Below are 26,872 nucleotides of genomic sequence, written 5' to 3'. Positions count from 1 at the left end.
ATTATTTTTTTTTCGAATCGTATGTGTAGTATTCTGCTTCTTCTAGAGATTTACGTTCTTTCCACTTGTCTCGAACGCCAAGAAGAACATTGCTCCATTGAATAACTTGTGCAATCTTCTCTTCGTTTTTTTCGACTTCCGATGATACAGAAGAAGTAATTCGTTGTATAGAATAATTTAATCCAGTAACAGAAGTTCCTACATTTTTTACTGCATCCACTACTGTGTTCAACTTCTCTGATTTCTTTTGAATATCTTCTGCTAATTCATTTGTTTTATGAAGAAGTTCCGCAGTTTCTTTCGTAACATTTTGTAAATTTGTATCTAGCCCTTCCAGCGTGTTTGCAACATTATTCAATGTCTTTTTCACAGAAAATAAAGTAACTGCCAGGCTTATACAAAGTACTAAAAATGCAATTGCGGCTACAATAGCAGCTATGTATAAGAGATTTTCCATTGTGAATCCTCCTTCAGTTGTTATACAACATTTTTACCCTTTAATGAGTAAAATTAAACTTCTTTCTATATAATACTATACTACGTTTCTTTCAAATATTCTTTAAATAAAAAAGCTTAATCCAAATTTGGATTAAGCTTTTTTTATTTAATCAGATAAGTAATTATACATTCTTTAATCAGTTTCTGTCTAGAAACAAGTTTTAAACAAGCTTCTCTTCAAATGCTTGTTGGTATTTTTGAACATCTCCTGCTCCCATAAATAAAAAGACTGCATTGTCATAGTTGAGCAATTGATTTACATTTTCTTCTGTTAATATTTGACTTCCGTCAATAATATCAGCTAATGTTTGAATAGTTAGGTCACCTGCATTTTCTCGCGCTGACCCAAAAATATCACATAAGAATACCTGATCTGAGAGACTCAAACTCTCGCCAAATTCACTAAGAAATTTTTGTGTTCTCGTAAAAGTATGAGGTTGAAAAATAGAAATAATCTTTCTATTTGGATATTTTTGTCTTGCAGATTGAATCGTAGCCTTAATCTCTGTAGGATGATGAGCATAATCATCAATTATCATACGATCTCCGATTACCGATTCAGTAAAACGTCTTTTAACACCTTCAAAAGTTTCTAAACCCATTTGAATAATATTTGCAGGAACATCTTCATAATGACATAGAGAAATTACAGCCAATGAATTTAGAACTGCATGATCACCGAACAAAGGAATAGAGAAACGGTAGTAAAATTCATTGCGTACGAAAACATCAAAAGAAGTACCCTCCGTTGTTTTTTCCAAGTTCCTTGCAGCAAAGTCATTTTGCTCACCAAAACCGTAATAAAGAACAGGTACTGGTGCTTTAATTTTTTGTAAATATGGATCATCACCGCAAGCAATAATTCCCTTCTTCACTTGCATAGCCATCGATTGGAAAGCGTTAAACACATCTTCAATATCATGAAAATAATCTGGATGATCAAAATCGATATTTGTCATAATAGCATAGTCTGGATTATAAGCTAAAAAATGCCGACGATATTCACATGCTTCAAACACAAAATTTTCAGCATCCTTCATGCCTTTCCCCGTGCCATCTCCAATTAAAAACGAGGTGGGTTTGTACCCACTTAAAACATGAGAAAGCAATCCTGTTGTTGATGTTTTGCCATGTGCTCCAGTAACAGCCACTGAAGTAAACTGACTCATATAATTACCTAAAAATTCATGATATCGAATAATTGTCAAACCAAGTTCCTTCGCCCGAACTAGCTCTGGATGGCTATCTGGGAATGCATTACCTGCTATAATGGTCATTCCTTCTTGAATATTGGCTTCATCGAATAATAATACATTTATATTACGTTCATGTAATGGTTTCTCTGTGAAAAAATATTTTTCAATATCAGATCCTTGTACCTCGTTACCAACATCATGTAATATCTGTGCCAACGGGCTCATTCCAGACCCTTTAATGCCTGTAAAATGATACTTTGTCATACTTTGTAAACCTCCTGGGATTATCCCCATTTATATGCATATTCAAATAATAAATAGATTATTCCGCCTTAGTAGACGTATTCCCAATTATATCATTATTTAATCCTTAATATTAATAAACTATATTAACTAAAAATTTGTTCGAGATTATCGTCAGTAAGTAGCACTTCTCTAGCTTTACTTCCCTTTTGTTCTGTAATATATCCATTTTCATACATAGCATCTATTAGCCTCGCAGCTCGGTTATACCCTAGATGAAATTTCCGTTGTAATAAAGAAGTGGAAGCCGAACCCTGCTCTACAATAAAACGACATGCTTCTTCAAATAATTCATCTTGTTCTGTCACATTCTCAGCCTTTTGTAGCAATTCTTCCTGTTCAAACATATACTCTGGTGTTCCTTGGGATCTTGCAAAGTCGATGATATTCTCAATTTCTTCATCCGATACATATGTTCCTTGAATACGAACTGGACTTGACATGCCATTTCCTTGGTAAAGCATATCGCCTTTGCCTAACAATCTTTCTGCTCCTTGTTGATCTAGAATAGTTCTAGAATCAATTTGTGAAGAAACTGAAAAAGCAATTCTTGTAGGAATATTTGCTTTTATAAGCCCGGTTATAACATCGACAGATGGACGTTGTGTTGCTAATACTAAATGTATGCCGCAAGCTCTTGCCTTTTGTGCAATTCGACAAATAGCATCTTCTACTTCCGTGGGTGCCATCATCATCAAATCCGCAAGTTCATCAATTACGATAACAATATACGGAAGTTTTTGTGCAAATTGTCGCTTTTCCGTTGCAAGGGTATTGTATCGATTAATATCTCTTACGCCAATATGTGCAAATAGTTGATAGCGTCGCTCCATCTCTTCTACTGCCCATTTTAAAGCGGCAGTTGCAGCTTTCACATCTGTAATAACCGGACTTACAAGATGAGGAATATGATTAAATGGGGCTAGTTCCACCATTTTTGGATCGATCAATAACAGTTTTACCTCATCAGGACTGGCTTTATATATTAGACTGACAAGTAGTGAATTAATAAATACAGATTTCCCGGAACCTGTCGCACCTGCTATTAATCCATGTGGCATTTTTCGTAAATCAAGAGTAACTGGTTTACCTGTAAGATCAAGCCCTAATGCAGCCTCGAGAGGAGAGTCCGATTCTAGAAAAACATTCGTATTAATTACTTCAGATAAACGAACTGCTCTTGACTTACGATTTGGAATTTCAATACCAATAGAGCTTTTACCTGGTATTGGTGCCTGAATTCGAATGTCTTTTGCAGCAAGAGCAAGCTTCAAATCATCTGCTAAATTACGAATCTTGCTTACTTTTGTTCCATGCCCTACCGTTAATTCGAATTGTGTTACTGCTGGACCTTGAACCTTCTGAATAATTTCACCAGTTACTTGGAAATGAGATAATGCTTCCACAAGAGTTAATGCTTGATCTTCCATCCATTCTTTATCTTCATTTTTCATTTCTGGTGGAAGTAAATAGTTAATATCTGGTCTTGTATACTCCAAGTAGCTATGTTCTGCTTTTGATTCCGGTTCCGGCAATGTAATTTTGGACACGTCCGGTTTTATCTCCGGCTGGTAGACCGGTATCTCTTTTACTAGTTTATTCATTTTTTCTTTATCTGATTTAAGCATTAATACATTAAACGGTCTTATATTTTCTTTAGGTAAATTTGGTTTTTCTTCTGACACTGGTTCTATAGGACTGTTTTGTGCTTGTCCATCAGTATGCTGAGATTGCAATTCTCTTTCCTCAATAGTTACTGTACCAATAGGTGTTACTTTTTCTACTTCTTGTTTTGGTAATACAGTAATTGCTAATTCCTTAAAGGCTTGTTCAATTTCATTTTCTGTCACTTTACTTTCAACTGTTTCTTCCATTATATTTTCTTGTATTCTTGAAAATCCAAAAACAGGTGAAGGCACCTGAGTTGGAGTAAATGCTTTTTTTCGTATTTCTTTCACAGGTGCTTCAACTATTTCTTTCTTTGGCGCACGATGTACAATTGGCTGCTGCTTTCTTTTTTGCCACAACTCCTGTGTATGGAGAGGTTTATAGGGTTGCTCATCTCTTAATTGGTTATCTTTTATTGCTTGTCCTATATTTTTTTCTATTTTTGGCTCACTATATATATTTTCATTTTTTTCTTCATCCGGTATTAATGGAAAACGAAAAGGAGTTCTCGAGTTTGTACTTGTTACCAGTTCTTCATCTCGTTCTTCTTCTACAACTTGTTCCTCTCTATTTTCATCATTTATTGCAAATAATTTTTTAAACCATTTCAAATTCATCACTCTTTCTAATAGATACGATACTTTTTATTTTAACAGTAATAGCAGATATCGTCTTTACTAATCTATAAAAACATAAGAAAAGCCTAGGCATTCTTTAATATCATCTTAATCTTTACCATTTCATTAGTACTTCGGACTAAACATCCATTACACTTTTACCCTAGAAATGTAAAAAAAAAAGCATACCAATTTGGCATGCTTTCTTTCATTATTTTAAAAATGAGCTACCTATTTCTAATTGATCTTCCAAAATTAGTATCCCTTTAACTTCGGGTGCATTCGGTAGTGCTAATTCTCTAGCAGAACACAGCATACCGCTTGATGCAACACCGCGTAGCTCCGCATCTTTAATAATCATTCCTGAAGGCATTACTGCCCCAACCTTTGCTACCACAACTTTTTGGCCTGCTTCAACGTTAGGTGCCCCGCAAACGATTTGTAATGTATTTTCACCAACATTTACTTGGCAAACTTTTAGCTTGTCCGCGTTGGGATGTTGTTCTAAAGATTCCACGTAACCTACAACAAACTTTGGAGAAAAATCTACAACTAATTTATATTCTACATTATTAGAAATTAGAGCTTGTTCTACTTTATCTACCAAATCCTCAGTTAAATCTACGTTTCCTTTAGCTTGAATTTCGGCATATTTACTAAATCCAAAAATATTGATCGCTACAACTTCTTCGGATTTTGCATCTTTAATAAGTGTGACATCACCTTTTGTTTCCGTAACTACTTTTTCAATCTTTTCTGGAGTTAATTGCAGTAATAATACATCTCCAACTCCATCTCGGTTGTAAAAAACATTCATTTTTCTTCTTTCTCCTTCGCTACTCGATTTTTCGCCAGAATAAATATCGGCTCTAAATCTCCATTTTCATATACAAATGATAAAGATGTGATCGGAACTGTTCCAACTGTAAAGAAATGCATTGTCATTTGAGCAAGAACATCGTATCCTGTTTCATTTCTAATATCACCAATTATCATAACATCTTGATGGGGTACTGAAATAGTCATATCTCCAATAATTATCTTCTTCATGTCTTTTAATAATGATTCATTGAGAATTCTGCTTGCATCATAACCATCGTTATTGTTGAAAAAATAAAAAATATTACCTGCTACTTCATCTTTTTTATAGTTATTTACTAAATTTCGAACTTGAAAAAGAGCTCTTTCTCGAATTTCAGTTTCACGTATTCCCCAACTCTCTAACATTTTTTCATCAAGTAAACGATATGTTTTACCCAAATCTATTGCATAGTAAATTCTTGTTTCAGCTGTATGGTCTTTTATGATGAAACGATTTCCTTCATTCGAATTTTTAGGGAATGAGGTAGAACGTATAACTGGATAAACCGATGAGGAAGGATTAATGTCTCCTGCAATTTCCTTTTCCATTGCTTGGAAGGTTTGGTGAATAGTATATACTACTTCTTCTATAGCTTGTTCTTTTTTGATTTCATATTTCGCTAAAATCGGAGGAACAAAAATATCAATTCCTTTATTTATCGTTTTATGTGTAAGTCGAAGTTTATTCGTTTCTCGATTATAGTCATATGCAAATGTATCTTCCGAAAGTTTTGTTTTTAATACACGTATTAGTTCTTGAGCTTGCATTCTTCACCCTCCTTTTTCTCGTCGCAAAAAATATGGTCTGCATTACTTTAAAGAATGTATCGGAATGCTTCTAAACCATTCCTCCCCATTTAAAAACATCCGAAAAAACAAACTCGGATGCTTTGCTACTTTCTTTATATATGAATTAGCTATTTTTCTCAAGTATGACGAGCCAAAATAATATAAAGCAGGGAGTTTAAGTCTAGTTAAGATCAGATTGTTTCCAAGAAGGTCTCAATTTCTTCTTTTGTTTTACGATCCTTACTAACGAAACGCCCTTTTTCTTCCCCTTTATCAAAAACAATAAAACTAGGAATACCGAAAATTTCTAATTGGCTACAAAGATCAATAAATTTGTCTCGATCAACTGAAATAAATTGAAAATCTGAAAATTTTTCTTCCACTTCTCCCATAAAAGGATCTATGAAATGACAATCAGGACACCAATCTGCTGTAAATTTAAAAACTACCTTATTTTCTTGTTTTAGCTTGTCGAATTGTTCAACAGAAATTAGATTCTCCATATATATTCCTCCTTTAGTTAGTTGAAATGGATCGTACAATTTTCATCATTTGCTCTAAATTTGAAGCAATATTAGGTTGTTTAGAAATAGTTGTAAGTTTAATTCCACCAATACTCGTGATTAGTTCATAGTTTTCTTCACTACTTTGGATAATTGCAGCAAAACCAAATCGTCCATTTTGTTCAAACGTATTCTTTTCAACTATTTTTAATTTAGTATCAGCTATCAATAAATTATAATATAATTGACTTTCAGAAAGCTCATTTGGATTGATAAATAATATGTATGAATCTTTCCCTCTAGATAATATAATATTAGTTTCGTCCGACTCTTCAATTGTAAATCCACTTGGCAAAAAGATTTTCAAGTTGCCCACTTTTTCATTTGGCTTTTCAGCATCTCCTTGAAACACGATTTTCGCATTTTCAATTCCGTCTACTGCCTGCTCTTCCATTGAAGAACAGCCTACCAATAAAATGACAGCTAGCGACACGACACATAATCGTATCCATTTTCGGGTCATTTACCTTCCTCCATTCAAAGCATAACTGATATATATTTTAACGATGATTTACACCACTTGCAACTACTAGAATTTCTTGGAGAGTTCGTATTGTCCGATAAGTAAAAGCATAATATGTTCAAACATATCACTTCTTTTTACAAGACCATTTGTAAATACGCCAATTGCGCCTTCCCCATGACGGATATCATTTGTATTTGTATAGACATCCATTACCGGTCCAAGTTCAAAACCCTCTTTCAACTTAGTTGCAATTTCTTTTGGTAAAGGTACACCTGCACCTGTTGCAGTAAAGATTTTACCTTCTTTTGTTACTAGTGCGCCCCAATTACAAATATACATGACATCTTCAATTTCATTTACGCCACCTTCTAAACCAATTCCAAAAGATGCGTCTGTATTAATCATTAATTGTTTAGCACGATTAATAGCACCTTGTCTAGTTTCTTCATCGCTCATTGGCTGGCTTGATACAAGAGATGGTACTTCTTTATTTTCAAACTCTGCATTTGGATAATATAAACTAGATATAGTGTGAACAGCTTTTGTTTTAGCTCTATTATTGGTTCCTATTAATATTTTCATACATTTTTCCTCCTATTCTAGTAAGAAAAGCGAAAGCGTCTTTTAAATGCGCCTTGTCTTCACTATTTCTAGAGTGCTTTGGACGAAGCATTAGCTACACTATTAACGAATACTCTTTTTTCGGTAATCTTGTGGCTTATGTTTTTCCGTTGCCATCTTGAAATGTGTAGTGACAAGGTGCAATAGTTTTGTTTAATGAGAGAATATGTCCTTTCCTATTCTTTTAAAAGCGGACGAAGATACAATTTCGTCCGCTCAGCGCTTCTTTATAATGAATGCTATCTATTTTTTCAGTTCCACTTGCCCCATTGATAATTTCTACGTAACATATTGGCTTTCTTATTTGCACTGTTGATTGGAGCGGAAGGCGGCGACTCCTAGGGGATTAGCAAGCAAATCAAGACCCTGGACTGAGCGCTCAATTGTTCAAAGGCTAAGAGCGCCACATCGTGTGGCAACGCCTTTGTGACCAACGTCATGTTGGCCCGAAGCGGCTTGATGCTTGCCCCCTGGAAAGCGTCCGCCTGCAGCGGAAATCAACCTTTTCATGGTATAAAAATTTATATACTCTATTATTCCGTATGAAAATCGTGCAAAAAGACGCCAAATCCTTTCAAGGAGAGTAGCATATGAATGCCGCCTAATTTCCACTAACGGTACTACTCATATAATGGATTGTAGTGAAAGGGGACGACTCCTACGGGATGAGTGAGACAGATTAGCCATCACAAACGAACGAATTAGCGGTGGCTAATCGCTCGCCCCGCGGAACCCGTCCACCTGAAATGGAAATCCGCGGTATTATTTTATTCATTCAAGTACTATGAACACTGGTTTTTCCATATACTTTATTTTAGTAAAGCGCAAGCGACTTAAGTGAACTTCCTATCTTAAAAAAAGATGCCACTTGGGCACCTTTTTAAACGTTTGCTTTTATTGTTTCTAAAGTTGTACGATCGCATGTTTTTACTAATTTAGTAATTAATTCTTTTGCTGCAGCATAATCATCCGTATGAATAATAGAAGCGGAAGTATGAATATAACGAGAGCAAATTCCGATTACAGCACTAGGTACACCTTCATTTGAAGTATGAACTCGTCCTGCATCCGTTCCACCTTGAGAGATAAAATATTGATATGGGATGTTATTTGTTTCTGCTGTATCTAATACAAATTCTCTCATGCCACGATGAGTTATCATAGAACGGTCAAAAATTCGTAAAAGAGTTCCTTTTCCAAGTTGACCAAATTCATTTTTATCACCAGAAGCATCATTTGCAGGACTTGCGTCTAATGCAAAGAATAGATCGGGATTAATCATATTTGCTGAGGCTTGTGCACCGCGTAGACCGACTTCTTCCATTACATTAGCTCCAGAATACAACATGTTAGGCAGTTTTTCATTTTGCACTTCTTTTAAAAGTTCAATGGCTAATCCGCAACCATAACGGTTATCCCAAGCTTTAGCCATAATTTTTTTGTCATTTGCCATTGGTGTGAATGGACATACAGGAACAATTTGATCACCAGGTTTAACACCCATACGTAGAACATCTTCTTTGTCGTCTGCACCAATATCAATTAGCATATTCTTAATATCCATTGGCTTGTTTCGCATTTCATCACTCAATAAATGAGGAGGTATAGAACCGATTACACCTGGAATAGTTTTATTATTCGTAACAATATCAACTCGTTGTGCAAGCAGTACTTGACTCCACCATCCACCCAATGTTTGAAAACGAATCATTCCGTTATCTGTAATGCCAGATACCATAAAACCAACTTCATCCATATGTCCTGCAACTAAAATTTTCGGGCCATTTTCATCGCCTTTTTTTAAGCCGAAAATGCCTCCTAAATTATCTTGTACAATTTCATCTGAATACTTTTCAAGCTCACTGCGCATAAAATTACGTACTGCATGCTCATTACCAGGTGCGCCCGGTAATTCCGTTAATGTTTTAAAAAGCGAACGAGTTTCTTCATTCATTTGCAAAAGCCTCCTAAAGCTGCGTTTCAATTAAAAAATATAGATTCCCCTTCTATTGTAATAAAAGTTGGAATCGTTTACTACAAAAAAACTTCGACTTCCGAAAAATTTATTTGAATTTAGATATATGATACACTAAAAAAAAGACTAAGGAGGAATAGCATTGAAACTTCGTGATTATATGATGGGTCTTGGAACAGGTATTGTGATCGGTGTCGTAGCTAGTCAAGCAGCAAGAAAAATAGATTTGAATAGATCAGCAGAACTTGTTTTAAAGGAGATAAAAGATTCATTTAAACAAGAAGGTCCGATAGATGGATCATGGATTTACATGCATCCCGAGCCGTTTCAGAAAGAAGCTATTCACATAAAAGTATATAAAGGTGGTATTTCCCGAGTAAAAAATGGGCTACTCGAACAATTTGAATTTGCAGCGGATGCAAAAACGGGAACTGTTGTGGAGTTACTTAAGGTTTAAGATAATCACTACGGGAAACTACTTTTTTCAATAAACCATGCTTACATTCAGACTTTAGACAAACTCGATAAAAATCGAGTTTGTCTAAAGTCTTTTTTCTATAAAATACAAAGAAAAAAAGCGAGTCCGAAAAAAGACACTCGCTTTATGAAATATGGTTGTCCAATTAATAAGAAAAACCAGGCAAAAAACGCTCCGTACTTTTAAGAAGAGTAGCCGTAGAAATTCCACCTGATTTCCACCGCAGGCGGACGATTTCTTTTCTATAAAAAGCAAATTAAATATAGTAATCCCCAAAGTGTTGTGGCTTTTCGTTCCGGCGCTCGCTTTCCGCGGGCATGGCTTGAGCCTCCTCGTTCGCTTCGCTACCTACTCAAGCTCATGCACCTGCCGCTTCGCTTTCACTGCAGAAAACATCTGCTGCTCCCGCAGGAGTTCCAAGCATCAATGAACACATTTGATCCCTATTACATTTTACCAACATTACAGCGGGATGAGAGAGACAGATAAGCCATCACACGAACGCGTAAGCGGTGGTGATGGCTTATCGTTCCCCCCGCGGAACGCGTCCACCTGAAACGGAAATCCAGCGTATTATTTAATTTTTTCAAGTGCTTCGAACACCGGTTTTGCTTTTCTTAACGAGTACGTTTTATTTTAACCACTATTTCTTTCCCATCACCGGACCATTTCACCAAACGATAAAAGGCATCATGATAAAAGCTGAACCAGTAATTTTGGTGTAACCCTTCATTTACCCATTTTTCTTTGGCAAAAACAGAAGTCATTGGATAATCGTCATATGCTAACACCCATAATGGATTTTGGTGTGCATGGGTTGGCATCAAATCTGCCATATGAATAATTGTTTCTCCATTTTGTTTAAACAAAATAATACTATGCCCATCACTATGTCCACCAGTATGAACCATCTCGATTCCATCCATAACTTGAATGGAGCCTGAAAACGGGAAAACTTGTCCTTCAATTGGTTCCCAATTCTCTTTCCAATAGGTATTTCGAGAACGAATATTTGGATTTTTCATTTCATCCCATTCGACATCCGAGACATAAATCTTAGCATTTGGAAAGCTAGGAACCAGTCTGCCACCTTCCCATTTTGTTAATCCACATGCATGGTCAAAATGGAGATGAGTCATAAGAATTATATCGATATCTTCTGGTAATTTTCCTAGTTGAGCTAAATCGTCCTCCACTTGAGATTGATCAGAAACTCCATAGTTTCGAAGTTGTTTCTCTGTAAACTTACCAAAACCAAGACCTGCTTCCATCAATATATTATGTCCGTTGTATTGAATGAAAAGCGGATCCGATGGTAGTTCAATTTGATTCTTTTCATTGACAGGATATTTCTTTTCCCATAATGGTTTTGGTACAACTCCGAACATGGCTCCTCCATCCATGTAAGTTGTCCCGCCTTTTAGCCAAGTGAACGACATGTCATGAAATTGAAACGTATCCATTCTATCAGGTCCCCTTTTATACGTATTTTGCTTCTACTCGATAAATTGGTTGTCCTTTTGCAGAAAACTTTTCCTCGTATTCTGTCATAATATTATCTACCGGCATATTTGCGTGTAAGTCGAGTGAAACGTCTTTTATCAACATTCCATAAGCCGACATACTCATTAAAGAATATTCAAATAAGCCACGATTGTCCGTTTTAAAATGAATTTCAGCATTATCTATCAAAATAGATTCATATAACTTCAAAAACCCTTCATGTGTTAGCCGTCTTTTTGCATGTCTAATTTTTGGCCAAGGATCGGAGAAGTTTAAATACACTCGGTCCACATCATTTTTTTCAAAGTACTTCGCTAAATCTGCTCCATTAACTTTTAGCAAACGTAAATTTGGTAGTGGTTGTGCTTCAAGTGCATTTTCTAGTGCACACACAATAACACTATCATAGAGCTCAATCCCAATATAATTAATAGCAGGATTTTGTTTTGCCATACCAGTGATAAACTGGCCTTTTCCTGTGCCAACTTCTATATGTAGTGGATTATTATTATTAAATTCGGTATCCCATTTTCCTTTTAGATTTTCTGGATTTGGAATTACAATTTCAGGATGAGCATTTATTAAATCCTCTGCCCACGGTTTGTGTCTTAACCTCATTACATTAACTCCCTTTACTTTTTGGTTTGACTAATTTCCAAGCTTTTGATTGTACAGAAAAAAAGTAACTTTGATCTATATATGTCATACAGGAGAATTCCCCATCGACATGCCCATATACTTGATCATGCATTGTTATTGTAAAATTCTTCGCTTGAAGTTGTTTCACTTCTTTATACTTTGTATGTTTGCCGAAAAAAACAGTTCCGAAAATAAATAATAACTTCCATCTTGCTAATTTATTCACTACTGTCATTTCGATTAATTGATCATTTGGTTGAGAGTTCGGAGATATCTTCATACCCCCACCGAAAAACGGCTGGTTACAAACGACAATAAACCAAACATCATCAAACTTTATCGTATCTTGTTCTGTATGTAAAGTGAAGGAAAATCTTTTAAATGTTAATAGTTCTTTTATCACATATAATATGTATGTAACTCTCCCTAATCTCAAGTGATTCAACCGTTTTTTCCATTTGGAATTATTGACAGCGTAACCTACTTTCGCATCAAACCCAAATCCTGCATTATTAACAAACCCATAAGCACCTTGACTTGCTGTTAGCTTCCCAAAATCTAATTCCTCATAAGAAACCATTTCATTTATATATTCATGTAATTGTTCTGTTGATTGGAAAACAGGAAATGTCCGACCAAAATCATTTCCACTTCCCGCTGAAATAACTCCTATTCGAACATGTTCATATTCAGTAATACCAGAAATTATTTCATGAATCGTTCCATCTCCACCTATAGCAATAATGATTAAATCTTCTTTGCTACTTTCTGCACATTCCTTAGCAATTTCTGTTGCGTGTCCGATGTATTCCGTTAGAAAATAAGTGTACGGAATGGTGAGTTTGGATTTCCAAAGCGACCATGTTTTTTTCGCTCGTCCGTTACCTGCATATTCGTTCACGATAAAGACGATCTTATTCATTTATTTCCTCACTGTCCACTTCCCAACCGGCCCTGGAATAAGAAGTTGTTTGGACAAGGTCAAGTATCGCTTGAGCGGCTTTAAATTGCATATGTTTCATAGGGGAAGGAGAAGACTTTAATGCCATAAACCAATCTGGAAATTTCCTTGAATCAACAAATTGAGTATTAAAAGAAGTACCAGGGTAATCTATATAACCATTTCTCGATAGAATTACCTTCCTAATTGGCAAATCAATATCTTCTTTTTTTATAATTTGCAATAGGATTGACTCCATCCTATTTAAACTTACCATTGGACTCAATACCTTTTTTTCTTCCTTACCACTTTTTCGTAACCAAAATCGATCACTACTTCCTATAAAGGCATCTAGATCTTTCCCCTCTAGGACAACTATACAAATAATTTCTGTAGGCAATATAAGTAGAATATCTAGTTCGACTGGAGCTTTTTTTAATTTCAAAATAGGATAATAAAACAAAAAATAATTATCTGGAAGCTGTAGAGTAAGTGTTCGTAATAATTTATCTCGCATAAACTTTGGATCAACATATGACTTTTCACGCAATGTAGAGCTAGCCCACTTCAATTGAAAATGAAATAGTTGATTTAAATACATTCGTTTTAATTCTTCTTTGGTTTGTGGGTTGTATACAATATTTGGCTCAAAATGAAGCGTGGTAGTATCCTCTAGCACAACTTCTTCCTCGAGAAGCTCAGTATCTTCCCATGTTTCCTCTTCTATATTTCCTTCTTTATTATTACGATTAAAAAGCTTAGAAAAAAAAGATTTTTTTTCCAATACTTCTACCTCATCTTCTTTTTCTAACCATGAAGAGTCAAAAGAACCTTGTTCCCATTTTACTATTGTTCGTTCCCACTGTTGCTTCTTTAAACGAACGAATTGAGTTGGATATCTCTTTAAATCGACTTGATAACGAGATATATAATCTTGAAGCTTTACTAGTTGAGCCATTACTTAACCTCCTCCGCTCTGCATGATACAAACTTCCTCGTAGCGAGGCGTATTAGTTGGATTTATTCGAAACAAAGAGAAATTAGTAACTTTAAAGGTTGTATTCTCTAATTGAAAACCCTCAATAGATGGCAATCCATTGGATGCCCATTTTTTAGCAATAGTAATATGAGCAGTAAACCCTTTAGTAGTATCTATTTCAATAAAATTAGAAATTATTTTGGTAACCTCTCTCTGCAAAAATGTTAACGGTTCACTTTCCTTTAATGCTGTATAAACTACTCTCGGAGTATGATTGCTACCAAAATGGGAGATTCCATTTGTCGTTAAATCAAAAGATTTCCAGTCGATATTTTGACACGACTGGATTATTTGATCTAAATTATTTTTCTCAATATTTCCTAAATAAAAGAGTGTAATATGCAAGTCCTCTAAAACAGGCAAAGTTTTATGCGTTTCATGTAAATTAGTTCCTACTCTTTGTTCAATAATTGACGCAGCCAGGTTAGTTGGAATCTTAATACCTAAAAAATAATGTGTATTCATTGTTCTATAGGTGTTGATATTTTTTTCTCAAAAGCTTTTTGCATCTTTTCTGTCCACTCTCCACGACTACCGTTCCCAATTGTCTGACCATCAATTAAAATAATTGGCATCACTTCCGCATTTGTAGATGACATTATAAACTCATCCATTTCTAGTGCTTGTTGTTTGGTAAATGCTTCTTCTACAACGGGTAAACCAATCTCTTTACAACAATCCAAAATAACTTGTCTCGTAATCCCATTTAGTATTAAATTGCTTACAGGGTGAGTATAAAGAATCCCATTTTTTATGCCGTACATATTTGAAGAAGATCCTTCCGTAATCATTTCACCGCGGTGTAATATTGCCTCATAGCAATCTTTACTAATTGCTTCTTGTTTAGCAAGTACATTACCAAGAAGATTTAATGACTTTATATCACAACGTAACCAGCGAATATCTTCTACAAAACATGCCCTTACTCCATTCTCCAGTTGTTCTAGCGGACGAGTAGTTTCTTTTGTATATGCGGTAAGCACAGATTCTACTGCTGGGATTGGGAAATTATGTTGTCTCGCACTAATACCACGAGTTACTTGTAAATAGATTTGACCATTTTTTACTTCATTCGTTTCAATTAATTCATAAATCATTTTATGCATAACATCTTTTGTATACGGAATGACTAATTGAATTTTATCGGCACTTGCATACAAACGATTAATATGTTCGGTAGCAGTGAATAAGTCGCCATTATATATTTTAATTACTTCATAAATACCATCTCCAAATTGATATCCACGGTCCTCGTATCCAATATTTACTTCCTCTTCGCTAACAATTTGATCATTCCATAATATTTTTGCCATTAATTTCACCTGCTTTTGTATTTTTACCAGCTAGTTCTACTATTGCATCCGCATATATTGCTGTAGCTTTTACTAAATCATCAATATCCACATATTCATCTACTTGATGTGCTACATCTTTTCTCCCTGGAAAAAGCATTCCAAATGCCACACCTTTTTGAAGAACACGTGCATAAGTGCCCCCTCCAATGGATAGCAATTTTGCTTCTTCTCCCGTTTGTCTCTCATACACTTTTTGTAAAGATTTTATGAGTTTATCTTCTTTATCGACATAATGCGGCTTAGAATTAGAACCAATATCAAGCGTAATTCCTGTATTTTGAAGTATTTCTCTACATGCTGCCAGTTTCTCTTCAAATCCATAACTAACAGAATAACGCATACTCACTTGGGTGCAAGACCCTTGGGTTGGAGCATAATGAATCACACCAGGATTCAATGTTGTTTCTCCTGAGACTTCATCTGTAAAGTTGAGGGCTAAAGCATATCCTCTGCTTTCATCTCCAAATGATGTCACCAAAAATTCTACAAATGCTTTGGAATGAGGAGTTAAGCTTATTGTTTTTAAAAATTTTGCTAGTATGATTCCAGCATTTAAACCATCATCTGGCTCCATTGCATGCGCTGACTTACCGTGTACTAATACTTTCACCATAGATCCTTCTTGAACTACTTCTCCAGTAATACCCATTTCCTGTGCAAATTCATAAAACTTCTCTTTAATAGAATGTAGCCCTCCGAAAATAAGTGCAAAAGCTTCATCAGGTACCATATTCGTACGTTTTCCAGCTTGGAAGAATTGAATAGTTTCCGTATCGGATGAGCCTGTTTGTGTAAAAATCAGTGTAGCAATTCCTTTTTCAGCATTTATTATTGGAAAATCTGCGTCAGGTGCAAATCCAATTTCAGGCATTTGTTCTTTCTCAAAATACCGTTTTACACAACGAAATCCACTTTCTTCATCCGTACCTATAATTAATCGTACTTTTTTAGAAAGTTCGATACCTGCTTCTTTTACCAGTTTCATCGCCATCCATGCTGCTATGGTTGGTCCTTTATCATCGATTGCCCCACGACCATAAATTTTATCATTTGCTACAACACCTTCAAATGGTGGATAAGTCCAGCCCTTCCCTTCTGGTACAACGTCAACATGACATAAAATACCAAGAATTTCTTCCCCTTCACCCATTTCTATATGACCAGCCATATTATCAATATTCTTTGTAATTAGACCTTCTTTTTCTCCTTCACTTAACATATGGCGAAGTGCTTCAAGAGGTTTTGGACCAAAAGGCATTTCTGCTGTTATTGCCTTTTCGTTCAGTACACTAGGAATCTGTATTAACTTTTGTAATTCAGCTATAATTTCCGGTTTCTTACGTTCTGCCAATTCTAACCATTTCATATTTATTCCTCCTACCTAATATGCTTAATGTTATTTTACACTTTTTTTCAAATAACCACACAAAAAGAAGCTATTTTCAAACTTCTTTTTTTGAATTAAAGAGGTCTATTTTATATAACTCTTTTTCGTTTTTATAAAGTTTTTGTAAATAAACTGTTTTTTAATAGAAATTTTATCGTAAATCTACTATAATTGAATTGTCAGATAACATAGCACTGACTATCAATATAGTAAAGGGGCTGTAAATTGCAATTATTTAGTTGCTTTTCACCCAAGTCGTCCGCTAGTCTTGCCACGAGATATGATGATAAAGGAGTGGTTACTTATGAAACCTACTACTGATCGGATGCTCAATCGAATTAAAGATATGTATATGTTCATCCGTGATCACGGAACTGTTACTACACAAGATTTAGTCGATGAATTTGGCATCACTCCTCGCACGATTCAACGAGATTTAAATGTGCTTGAGTTTAATGACCTAGTCATTAGCCCAACAAGAGGCAAATGGACAACGACGAACAAACGCGTTAAATTAACATCTTAGACTTTGCTATACGAAAAGAATGACCCCGCCTAAGCGAGGTCATTCTTTTACTGTATACTTTCTAATTCTTCTTCTGTTAATTCCCTATAAGAGCCTTCCATTAAAGATTCATCTAACTTCAATGCACCCATAGACAGCCTTTTTAAATAAATTACTTTTTTCCCAACGGATTCAAACATTCTTTTCACTTGGTGGAACTTGCCTTCCGTTATGGATAATTCAATTTCAGAAACCTCGCCTTTACTTAATATGTTTAAAATTGCTGGCTTTGTTTTGTAGCCATCATCCAGCGTTACGCCATCTGCAAACGCTTGTATATCAGTTTCATCTACTAATCCCTCTACTTTTGCAAAATACACTTTTGGTACATCCTTATTTGGAGACAAAAGACGATGCGTTAAAGCCCCGTCATTTGTTAATAAAAGCAAACCTACAGTATCCTTATCTAGTCTCCCTACAGGATAGGGTTCAAAATGGCGTACATCCTCATCTAATAAATCAATTACGGTTTCATCTCTTGTATCTTCCGTTGCAGATACAACACCCGCTGGCTTATTTAGCATTAGATATATAAATTCTTTATACTCGACTACTTCCCCGTATACCGAAACTTGGTCAGTAGTTTCTTTTATGTGCATCGAGCTGTCTTTAACAACGATATCATTAACTTGAATTGCTTTTGACTTAACTAATATTTTTACTTCTCTTCTCGTTCCAAAGCCCATATGTGCTAGAAATTTATCTAATCGCATTTTATTCTCCTAAAATCCAAATTTTTTCGTAAAGCGTGTAATCTTTTCTCCGAAGAGTTTTTGTGCAAGACCTAGTCTTAGCGTGACGAATCCATAAAAAGCTGCACCAATAGACGCAGTAATAAAAATTACAAGTAAAGCACCAAATTTACTATCCACTGTGAATATACGTTCTATTCCCCATTTACAAACGAAGACTAGGCTTAGCATAACAGCATTAATTAGCACAATTAGGAAAATTCTTCGTATAACCATATTAGATTTATATTTTAAAGTTTTTGTAATAACAACCATATTTAATGCGATCGCTACAAAGTAGCCTAAAGAAGTAGCTAAAATAGCACCATCTGTTTCAAACGCTTTAATTAATGGTGTATTTAATACGAGTTTTGTTAATATACCGACTAATAAGTTTAAAATGATTAGTTTTTGACGATCAATTCCCTGTAAAATGGCCGTTGTTACAGGATAAAGTGCAAATAATATAGCTACTGGAGCGTAATGTGCCAATACCGTTGAACCTGTTTTACTTGGCTCGTAAAACACATGATAAAATTCATTAGATAAAACGGCAATTCCTAAAGCAGCTGGCATTGTTAAAAATAGTAATATCTGAAATGCCTGATCTAATGATTTTCGTACTTGTACAAAATCTTGTTTTGCATAGTAACTTGTGATGAATGGAATTAATGCCATAGAAAAACCAGTTGCTAGCATAACAGGTATCATTACAAGTTTTTGAGTTGTAAGATTTAACATTGTTAATAGGACGCCTGATTCTTTTCCGCTGATTCCAATTTGCGCCATTGCGTTATTAAACGTAATCATATCCACAAATTGGTATAATGGATTAACAACACCTACCAATGCAAACGGAACGGTATATATTAAAATTTCTTTATATATATTTTTTAAAGATACATTAGAAGTATTATTTCCACTTCCCTCAAGTAGTTCATTAAATTCTGGTTTCAACTTTTTCCAATACCAATATAAAACAAACATACTTGCAATAGCCCCAATAAATGCTGCAAACACGGCAAAAGAAACAGCAGTATTTTCCGTACCTTTAAACACCTTTACAACTAGAAAAGCTCCGGCTAAAACGAAAATTACGCGTACAATTTGCTCGATCAACTGAGATACAGCAGTCGGAGTCATATGTTGATACCCTTGAAAAAAACCTCTTATTAAACTCATCACAGGAACGACAATTACTGCGAAACTCACATATTGAATAACGGTAGCTACATTTTGAACCGTAACAAATGCTTCATCATCTTTAATAACTAAGCTTGCGATAGGCTCTGCTAATGTGTACAAAATAATAAATCCTAATACACCTGTTATCGTCATTATTACCATACTGGATTTCACTAATTTTCTGCCTGTGGCGTAGTCACCAAGCGTATTATATTTAGCTACAAACTTAGAGACAGCTACTGGCATACCAGAGACAGCTACTGCTAGCATGATAGAATATGGAACATACGCATATTGATAGAGACCAATATACTCTTCTCCAATTAGTTGATAAAAAGGAATAATGTAAAGCACACCTAGTATTCTAGATAATAAGAGACCAATCGTTAATATCATTGTCCCTTTTAATAAATTTGATGACATAAAACCCGCCCAATCCTTTCAAATTCGCCTTGGAGTATTTGTGCCTAGATTTTCTCAAGCTTGCTCTCCTCTAAAAATCTATAGCATCCGCCGGAGGCTTTAACTTTATTCAGCAGGGGTTTGTGGACCCCACTAAATTGAATACATACTTTGCATTTATTTTACCGCTTATTGAAGTGGATACCTCTACTCCTGCGCAAGCTCTTCGCAAAAAACATTTGCTGAATGAGTTAAAATGTCTACACTACAGTTTACAACTGTCGAAAGAAAACCACAATCATGTATAATAAAGAAAAAAGTGAAAGTGTGAAGATATTATGTATGACGTAATTATAGTAGGCGGAGGTCCCTCGGGATTGATGGCCGCAGCAGCTGCTGGAGCAGAGAACAAGAAAGTATTGTTAATTGAAAAAGGTTCTAAACTTGGGAAAAAACTTGCAATCTCTGGGGGAGGTCGTTGCAACGTAACAAACAGACTTCCACAAGAAGAAATAGTGAAAAATATTCCTGGAAACGGACGATTTTTATTTAGCCCGTTTTCCGTTTTTAATAATGAAGATATTATCGCCTTCTTTGAAAATCTAGGTGTACCATTAAAAGAAGAAGATCACGGAAGAATGTTCCCAATCTCCAATAAAGCAATGGACGTAGTAAATGCTTTGCTGGATGAATTAAAAAGACTCCATGTGGAAATAAAACTAAATTCGCCTGTTGCCAAATTATTAATGAATGATGAAAAGATTATTGGTGTTAGACTTGCAACAGGTGAAGAAATTGTTGCTGGAGCAGTAGTCGTTGCAGTTGGCGGGAAAGCAGTTCCTCAAACGGGATCTACTGGGGATGGATATCCTTGGGCTGAAAAAGCTGGTCATACGGTTACTGATCTATATCCAACGGAAGTTCCTTTACTTTCCAGTGAGCCTTTTATTAAATCGAAAGAATTGCAAGGTTTAGCCCTTCGTGATGTTGCCGTTTCTGTTTTAAATAAAAAAGGAAAAGCCATCATTACCCATCAGATGGACATGCTCTTCACACATTTTGGCTTAAGTGGTCCAGCGATTTTACGCTGTAGTCAATTCGTCGTGAAAGAACAAAAGAAAAATGGTGGACAGCTTGTACAGGTTCGAATAGATAGTTTACCGGAACTAAATCAAGAAGAAACTTTCCAGGCCCTTCTCTCTTCTATTAAGGAAGATCCGAAAAAAGCAGTGAAAAATGTGTGGAAAGGTATGGTTCCAGAAAGATGGCTATTATTTTTATTACAACAAGCAGGAATCCAAGAAAGTGAAGATGGTCAAAATCTTTCACACGAAAAAATTCGTTCATTGGCACATTTACTGAAGCAATTTAGCGTAAATGTTTATGGAACACAACCACTAGATAAAGCATTTGTAACAGGTGGAGGCGTGTCCATAAAAGAAATAGAACCGAAAACAATGGCTTCTAAGAAAAAAGCAGGACTATACTTTTGTGGCGAAGTATTGGATATTCACGGCTATACAGGTGGATATAATATCACTTCTGCACTAGTAACTGGTAAAATTGCTGGAATGAGCGCGGCATTGTCTACAGATGTAGGTTTTGAATAAATTTTTTAGCAATCGAAAAGAACCCATTTTGTAAAAATAATCAAAATGGGTTCTTTATTCTTTCTACAAGTAAATCACCCGTAAATTGAATAAGCAGCTAAATACTGTTGATAAACTACTGTACTAATACCTGATAAATAACTCCTTTCAAATGCCATCATCTAATTTTAAGGATATGTACTTAAATTAGGAATCAATGAAAATATCTATGATTTTTTTACAAATATCATGATGAATGGTCCCATCAAAATTTAGTAAGACCACTACTCCTAAATTGAGTTCTGGTACCATTGACATCAGTGATCTTACAGCTAGTTGACCGCCACCATGTTCTACTATTCTAAAACCTCTATAATTATCTGTAAACCATGCGAGTCCGTAGCTTCTGAGATCACTTTCGAACCGCCATTCCTCACTGACAAGGTGAATAGGTTTTTGCATTTCTTCAATCAAATCTGAACGTAAGATTTTGGATTCTTTATTCAAATGGAATAGAATATATTTTCCTAAATCATTTGCTGTTGAATACAAGTAGCCTATTGGAGCTGAGATTGGGTTTTTGGGAAAAGGAGTTTCTATTTTATCCTTGCCTAAATAATATCTAGCACTGTTGTTATCTTTTTCGACTATTCGTGAATCACAAGTTGTTCGATTCATATTCAAAGGTGTAAGAATTTCATCTCTAAGATAGGTTTCCCAATTGAAACCTGTCACTTTTTCAAACAAGTCAGCAAGTATCACATAGGCATCTGTGCAATAATTCCACCCCATTCCTACTGGATACTCCAACTCAACTTTTTTAAACCACTTGGTTATATCATCTCGAGTTTTTATACTGCTAATCTCTTCTTCAGTTAGGTAATAATAATCTAATGCTTCTTGAAATTCTGTGGCTGTATCTGAAAAAATTTCTCTTACATTAGGAGCTATCATATTGGCAATTCCTAAATTTGAAGGAAACCCAGCAGTATGAGATAGTAGATGCCGTATCGTGATGGTGTCACTATGTTCTTTATCTTTTGTTCTGAAATATGGCAAATATTTAACAACAGTATGATCCAATGAAATCAAGTTCTTTTCAACAAGTTGCATCATTGAAAGTGCCATGAAATTCTTAGAAATACTTTGAATGCTCATCAATGTATCACCGTCAATAAGCCGGTTTACAGGTTGAATCTGAGAGTACCCAAAACCTTTAGAATAGATAATGTCCGAGTCTTTAACAATTGCAACGCTCAATCCTACTCCTTGCTGTTTTTTAATACTTTCATTAATATAATCTGTTATTTGATTTAGTTTGTATTTAGATTGTTTCATCTTGTCCTCTTTTCCATCTATTCAAAAACTTAAAAGCTTCTAAGCTGTTTAACGATCTTCAAAAATAAGAGATTTTTAATAGTTGTTGTTCTCTTAGTAGTTCTAACAAATTCACCCTATTTCTATCTAAATGAAGTCCTCTTATCCCAACTCGTTCTGCTCCTGCTATATTTTCAATTTTATCATCAATAAATATACTTTCTTCTTTAGTTGCTTTTGCATGATTAAGAGCGATATTATAAATTGCTTCTCCTGGTTTTTCTTCGTTTACAAAGGCGGAAAGAATAAAAGAATCAAAGTATCTGCGAATTCCTAATCTATCAAATATCCAATCCATACTTGGCATTGCATTTGAAATAATAGCAAGTCTATACTTTTTACTTAATTCCTCAAGTACACCTTTTACCTCGGGAAACAGCTCACAATGAGAAGCAAAATGAGTAAAGAAAAATAATTCATTTGTTAGTTCAATTTCTCCAAGTTCTTCTGCAATAGTTCCATAATAACGCTTATAATATTGTTCTTCTTCATTCCAATTTGTAATAAAAGTTTGCTTATTTTGTTTAGCCTTCATAATAGCAAAATCAATTTTTGATTTTTGATACCCTCGTTCCATCAATATATTTCTTATTCTTTCATCACTTTTTAAAAATGTATCAAAAAGGACTCCACCTGCATCAAAAAAAATTACTTTCACTTCATTTTTAATTTGATTCATTATAAATCTCCTTTATAAGTGATATGAATTTTTTCGATATATTTTGGAACGCTTCATAATTTAACTATTCTATTTCCACATGAAGAAAGTGTAACTACAAATTAGCTGAATTAGTTAAGAAACTCCTATACTTTGAGCAATATTAACAATTTCCCGAATCACAGAGTGAACCTCATCCCCGTTTTTGATTACAAATAAATGGTCCGCTTCGCCTTCTATTGGCGCTACTACGTCTTCTTTATTAGTCTCATCCTGTTGTCGAGTAAGCACTTCGTCAAAAGTTGAAGCGGTCCTTAGTATCGCTGTACTACGCTGACTTTTCTCAACCCGCTCTTTAAGAACATGTACTGGAAGATCAAAATTCACAAGAATGCTTGTAAATCCTTTGTTATGATATTGTTCAAGCAGTTTCAATCGACTTCTTCGATTGCGATTTGAGTTGCAAAGAATGAGATGGCAGTTAGTCTCATTAACCGCATAATTCACTATGGTTTGTGTGAGAGCGTATTTGATCGTATTATGCCCTTGTTTTGGCATTAATGTTTGGTAGTAAGTGTGAAGGAATCCAGCATGGTTATCTTGATCGATCACAACTGAGTTGGTCATCTCATTTTCTAAAGCTTTCGCGAATGTAGTTTTACCGCTATGGGTTTTACCGACTGTCATAATTACTAATCTATTCATGATTGCAACTCCATTCACAAAATCAAGTTTAATCTTTTCAGGATTAACATAGCAAGAAAATTCTATCTATTCATATATATTGTACTTGAAATGGCAAATAAAAAAACATAATATTTTGATAGAAGAATTAGTTACGGAGGAAAGAATAATTATTTATTAATTCAAAAAAGCTGCTCCTTCCCTCACGTTGAGAGATGAAGCAGCTTTTGTTTTTCATTAAATAACGATATTCACCATTTTACCTGGAATGGCAATGATTTTCTTTACTTCTTGCCCTTCTAACCATTGTTGCACTTGTTCAGATGCAAGTGCTAATGCTTCAAGTTCATCTTTTGTTGCTTCTTTTGAAACTAGAAGTTTAGCACGTACTTTTCCTTTAATTTGAACAGGAATTTCTACTTCATTATCCACTAATTTAGCTTCGTCAAATGTAGGCCAAGCTGCATACGTAATCGTTTCCTCATGCCCAAGGATGCTCCACAGTTCTTCTGCAATATGCGGAACAATCGGAGAAATTAATTTAACAAATCCTTCTACATATTCTTTCGAAATGCTTTCTGCTTTATAGCCTTCATTAATGAATACCATCATTTGTGAAATTGCAGTATTATAATGCATCGCTTCATAATCATCTGTAACTTTTTTGACTGTTTGATGGTACACTTTTTCCATGTTTTCAGAAGAAGTATCACTTACTTTATCGCTAAGTTTTCCATCCTCATTTACAAACAAACGCCAAATCCGATCTAGGAATCTTCTTGAACCATCTAATCCATTCGTTGACCATGCCTTTGAAGAGTCCAGTGGTCCCATAAACATTTCATATAGACGAAGTGAATCGGCACCATGACTTTTCACGATATCATCTGGATTTACTACGTTTCCTTTAGACTTAGACATTTTCTCATTATTTTCACCAAGAATCATTCCTTGGTTAAATAGTTTTTGGAAAGGCTCTTTTGTTGCAACTACACCGATATCGTAAAGGAATTTATGCCAGAAGCGCGCGTACAATAAATGTAGAACTGCATGCTCGGCGCCACCTACATAAATATCGACCGGCAACCAGCGTTTTGCTAGTTCTGGATCCACAAGCGCTTCGTCATTGTTAGGATCAATGTAACGTAAGTAATACCAGCAGCTACCTGCCCATTGTGGCATTGTATTTGTTTCACGGCGCCCTTTTTTCCCAGTTATTGGATCTACAACATTTACCCATTCCGTAATATTTGCAAGTGGTGATTCACCTGTTCCACTTGGCTTAATATCCGTTGTTACTGGAAGCATAAGTGGTAGTTCAGACTCATCTACTGGTGTTGAAGTACCATCTTCCCAATGGATGATCGGAATTGGTTCTCCCCAATATCGTTGACGGCTGAATAACCAATCACGCAAGCGATACGTAATTTTCTTTTCACCCTTACCATTTGTTTCAAACCATTCAATTGCTTTAGCAATCGCTTCTTGTTTGTTTAAACCATTCAAGAAGTCTGAGTTAATTAGTGTACCATCTTCTGTATATGCTTTTTCTTCAATATTTCCACCTGATACAACTTCTACGATAGGTAGGTCAAATTGTTTTGCAAATTCATAGTCACGCTCATCATGTGCAGGAACTGCCATAATAGCTCCTGTTCCGTAAGTTGACAATACATAATCTGCAATCCAAATTGGCATTTTTTCTCCGCTTACTGGATTAACTGCGTATGCACCCGTGAAAACACCTGTTTTATGTTTTGCAAGATCTGTACGTTCTAGATCACTTTTCAGTTTTACTTGATCTTTATATGCTTGCACTGCTTCCGACTGTTCGGCAGTGGTAATCACATCCACTAGTTTATGTTCTGGTGCAAGTACTGCATAAGTTGCGCCAAAAATAGTATCGGGGCGTGTTGTAAATGCTCTGAACGATTCATTCGTGCCATCAACTTCAAAAGTAAGTTCAGCACCTTCCGAACGACCAATCCAATTACGTTGCATTTCTTTTAAGCTCTCAGGCCAATCAAGTTCATCCAAATCTTCCAAAAGTCTATCTGCATAAGCAGTAATACGAAGCACCCATTGACGCATTGGACGACGTTCTACTGGATGCCCTCCACGTTCTGACAATCCATCGATTACTTCTTCATTTGCAAGAACAGTACCTAATGCAGGACACCAGTTTACAGGTACCTCGTCTACATAAGCCAAACCTTTTTTATATAGCTGAATGAAAATCCATTGCGTCCATTTGTAATAAGAAGGATCAGTTGTGTTAACTTCTCTGTCCCAATCATAAGAAAAACCAAGATCATTCATTTGGCGTTTAAAGGTAGCTATATTTTTTGCAGTAAATTCAGCTGGGTCATTCCCCGTGTCAATTGCATATTGTTCTGCAGGAAGACCAAAAGCATCCCATCCCATTGGATGAAGCACGTTATAGCCTTGTTTACGTTTAAATGCACTTAAAATGTCAGTTGCAATATATCCAAGTGGATGACCAACATGAAGCCCAACTCCTGATGGATACGGGAACATATCTAATGCATAAAACTTTGGTTTTGAAGGATCATCAACCATTTTATACGTTTTATTTTCTTGCCAATACTTTTGCCATTTTTTTTCGATTGCTTCATGATTAAAGCTCATTAAAATTCCTCCTTAAAATAAAAAAATCTCGTCCCTTAAAAAACTAAGGGACGAGAGAATATACTCACGCGGTACCACCCAAATTAGTGAAAACTTCACTCAACTTGACTCCTTAACGCGGAAAACGGTATAAG

General features: G+C 35.3%; 25 protein-coding genes and 1 other annotated feature (1 of these 26 cut by a window edge). Of the genes, 3 read left to right on the top strand and 22 right to left on the bottom strand.

Annotated features, from left to right (window positions below; genetic code table 11):
• Position 1: 1 nt before the first annotated feature.
• The 9 genes from ACTSKG_RS00510 to ACTSKG_RS00470 form a co-directional block, all read right to left on the bottom strand.
• The gene (locus ACTSKG_RS00510) at positions 2-457 is read right to left on the bottom strand and encodes a DUF948 domain-containing protein (protein ID WP_464756218.1); all 456 of its coding nucleotides are present in this window, start codon (positions 455-457) and stop codon (positions 2-4) included.
• Positions 458-659: 202 nt separating this feature from the next.
• Positions 660-1,958: a UDP-N-acetylmuramate--L-alanine ligase gene (gene murC / locus ACTSKG_RS00505; RefSeq protein WP_464756216.1), complete on the bottom strand. Its 1,299-nt coding sequence runs from the start codon at positions 1,956-1,958 to the stop codon at positions 660-662.
• Between the two features lie 125 nt (positions 1,959-2,083).
• Positions 2,084-4,276: a DNA translocase FtsK gene (locus ACTSKG_RS00500; protein WP_464756215.1), complete on the bottom strand. Its 2,193-nt coding sequence runs from the start codon at positions 4,274-4,276 to the stop codon at positions 2,084-2,086.
• Between the two features lie 217 nt (positions 4,277-4,493).
• A complete protein-coding gene (gene ytpR / locus ACTSKG_RS00495; protein ID WP_464756214.1) occupies positions 4,494-5,099 on the bottom strand; it encodes a YtpR family tRNA-binding protein in 606 nt (201 codons plus the stop codon).
• Positions 5,096-5,911 carry a DUF1444 family protein gene (locus ACTSKG_RS00490; RefSeq protein WP_464756213.1) on the bottom strand — a complete coding sequence of 272 codons (816 nt, stop codon included), beginning with the start codon at positions 5,909-5,911 and terminating at the stop codon, positions 5,096-5,098. Before ACTSKG_RS00490 ends, ytpR begins: the two co-directional genes overlap by 4 nt.
• Positions 5,912-6,123: 212 nt before the next feature.
• A complete protein-coding gene (locus ACTSKG_RS00485) occupies positions 6,124-6,435 on the bottom strand; it encodes a thioredoxin family protein (RefSeq protein WP_464756212.1) in 312 nt (103 codons plus the stop codon).
• Between the two features lie 13 nt (positions 6,436-6,448).
• Positions 6,449-6,958 (bottom strand): hypothetical protein, encoded by a 510-nt coding sequence (locus tag ACTSKG_RS00480; RefSeq protein WP_464756211.1) that lies wholly within the window; start codon positions 6,956-6,958, stop codon positions 6,449-6,451.
• A 66-nt stretch (positions 6,959-7,024) separates the two neighbouring features.
• Entirely contained in the window at positions 7,025-7,543 is a 519-nt protein-coding gene (locus tag ACTSKG_RS00475) for a DUF84 family protein (protein ID WP_464756210.1), read from the bottom strand.
• 919 nt (positions 7,544-8,462) lie between these two features.
• Positions 8,463-9,536 (bottom strand): M42 family metallopeptidase, encoded by a 1,074-nt coding sequence (locus tag ACTSKG_RS00470; protein ID WP_464756209.1) that lies wholly within the window; start codon positions 9,534-9,536, stop codon positions 8,463-8,465.
• A 163-nt stretch (positions 9,537-9,699) separates the two neighbouring features.
• Between ACTSKG_RS00470 and ACTSKG_RS00465 the strand changes: the two genes are divergently transcribed.
• Entirely contained in the window at positions 9,700-10,014 is a 315-nt protein-coding gene (locus tag ACTSKG_RS00465) for a hypothetical protein (protein WP_464756208.1), read from the top strand.
• A 638-nt stretch (positions 10,015-10,652) separates the two neighbouring features.
• Here ACTSKG_RS00465 and ACTSKG_RS00460 read toward each other — a convergent pair.
• The 7 genes from ACTSKG_RS00460 to pepV are packed head-to-tail and all read right to left on the bottom strand — an operon-like array spanning position 10,653 to position 16,877.
• A complete protein-coding gene (locus ACTSKG_RS00460) occupies positions 10,653-11,498 on the bottom strand; it encodes a YtnP family quorum-quenching lactonase (protein WP_464756207.1) in 846 nt (281 codons plus the stop codon).
• Positions 11,499-11,514: 16 nt separating this feature from the next.
• Positions 11,515-12,156: a tRNA (guanosine(46)-N7)-methyltransferase TrmB gene (trmB, locus tag ACTSKG_RS00455; RefSeq protein ID WP_464756206.1), complete on the bottom strand. Its 642-nt coding sequence runs from the start codon at positions 12,154-12,156 to the stop codon at positions 11,515-11,517.
• Positions 12,157-12,160: 4 nt separating this feature from the next.
• A complete protein-coding gene (locus ACTSKG_RS00450; protein ID WP_464756205.1) occupies positions 12,161-13,099 on the bottom strand; it encodes a diacylglycerol/lipid kinase family protein in 939 nt (312 codons plus the stop codon).
• Positions 13,092-14,075, bottom strand: coding sequence for a nuclease-related domain-containing protein (locus ACTSKG_RS00445; protein WP_464756204.1), 984 nt, complete (start codon positions 14,073-14,075; stop codon positions 13,092-13,094). The genes ACTSKG_RS00450 and ACTSKG_RS00445 overlap by 8 nt, the downstream gene beginning before the upstream one ends.
• Before the next feature lie 3 nt (positions 14,076-14,078).
• Positions 14,079-14,621, bottom strand: coding sequence for an RNA 2',3'-cyclic phosphodiesterase (thpR, locus tag ACTSKG_RS00440; protein WP_464756203.1), 543 nt, complete (start codon positions 14,619-14,621; stop codon positions 14,079-14,081).
• The gene (dat, locus tag ACTSKG_RS00435) at positions 14,618-15,469 is read right to left on the bottom strand and encodes a D-amino-acid transaminase (RefSeq protein ID WP_464756202.1); all 852 of its coding nucleotides are present in this window, start codon (positions 15,467-15,469) and stop codon (positions 14,618-14,620) included. The genes thpR and dat overlap by 4 nt, the downstream gene beginning before the upstream one ends.
• Positions 15,447-16,877, bottom strand: coding sequence for a dipeptidase PepV (pepV, locus tag ACTSKG_RS00430; RefSeq protein ID WP_464756201.1), 1,431 nt, complete (start codon positions 16,875-16,877; stop codon positions 15,447-15,449). Before pepV ends, dat begins: the two co-directional genes overlap by 23 nt.
• Positions 16,878-17,202: 325 nt before the next feature.
• Between pepV and ACTSKG_RS00425 the strand changes: the two genes are divergently transcribed.
• A complete protein-coding gene (locus tag ACTSKG_RS00425; protein WP_387585658.1) occupies positions 17,203-17,424 on the top strand; it encodes a DeoR family transcriptional regulator in 222 nt (73 codons plus the stop codon).
• Positions 17,425-17,471: 47 nt separating this feature from the next.
• Here ACTSKG_RS00425 and ACTSKG_RS00420 read toward each other — a convergent pair whose 3' ends face one another.
• Together ACTSKG_RS00420 and ACTSKG_RS00415 are read right to left on the bottom strand one after the other, a co-directional pair.
• Positions 17,472-18,176: a pseudouridine synthase gene (locus ACTSKG_RS00420; protein ID WP_464756200.1), complete on the bottom strand. Its 705-nt coding sequence runs from the start codon at positions 18,174-18,176 to the stop codon at positions 17,472-17,474.
• A gap of 9 nt (positions 18,177-18,185) precedes the next feature.
• Positions 18,186-19,802, bottom strand: a complete 1,617-nt coding sequence (locus ACTSKG_RS00415; protein WP_464756199.1) for a putative polysaccharide biosynthesis protein — start codon at positions 19,800-19,802, stop codon at positions 18,186-18,188.
• A 317-nt stretch (positions 19,803-20,119) separates the two neighbouring features.
• Between ACTSKG_RS00415 and ACTSKG_RS00410 the strand changes: the two genes are divergently transcribed.
• Positions 20,120-21,391 (top strand): BaiN/RdsA family NAD(P)/FAD-dependent oxidoreductase, encoded by a 1,272-nt coding sequence (locus ACTSKG_RS00410; protein WP_464756198.1) that lies wholly within the window; start codon positions 20,120-20,122, stop codon positions 21,389-21,391.
• 186 nt (positions 21,392-21,577) lie between these two features.
• Here the strand turns inward: ACTSKG_RS00410 and ACTSKG_RS00405 are convergent, their stop codons facing one another.
• From ACTSKG_RS00405 to leuS, 4 genes are all read right to left on the bottom strand, one after another.
• Positions 21,578-22,708 carry a serine hydrolase domain-containing protein gene (locus ACTSKG_RS00405; RefSeq protein ID WP_464756197.1) on the bottom strand — a complete coding sequence of 377 codons (1,131 nt, stop codon included), beginning with the start codon at positions 22,706-22,708 and terminating at the stop codon, positions 21,578-21,580.
• Positions 22,709-22,766: 58 nt separating this feature from the next.
• A complete protein-coding gene (locus ACTSKG_RS00400; RefSeq protein ID WP_464756196.1) occupies positions 22,767-23,426 on the bottom strand; it encodes an HAD family hydrolase in 660 nt (219 codons plus the stop codon).
• Between the two features lie 114 nt (positions 23,427-23,540).
• Entirely contained in the window at positions 23,541-24,110 is a 570-nt protein-coding gene (locus tag ACTSKG_RS00395; protein WP_464756195.1) for an AAA family ATPase, read from the bottom strand.
• 216 nt (positions 24,111-24,326) lie between these two features.
• Positions 24,327-26,738, bottom strand: coding sequence for a leucine--tRNA ligase (gene leuS / locus ACTSKG_RS00390; protein ID WP_464756194.1), 2,412 nt, complete (start codon positions 26,736-26,738; stop codon positions 24,327-24,329).
• 43 nt (positions 26,739-26,781) lie between these two features.
• Positions 26,782-26,872, bottom strand: a binding site (T-box leader) (it continues 123 nt past the right edge of the window).

This window comes from Psychrobacillus syltrankelensis (assembly GCF_055454035.1).
The sequence above is the reverse complement of the archived record's forward strand: the minus strand, read 5'-3'. Positions and strand labels throughout refer to the sequence as shown.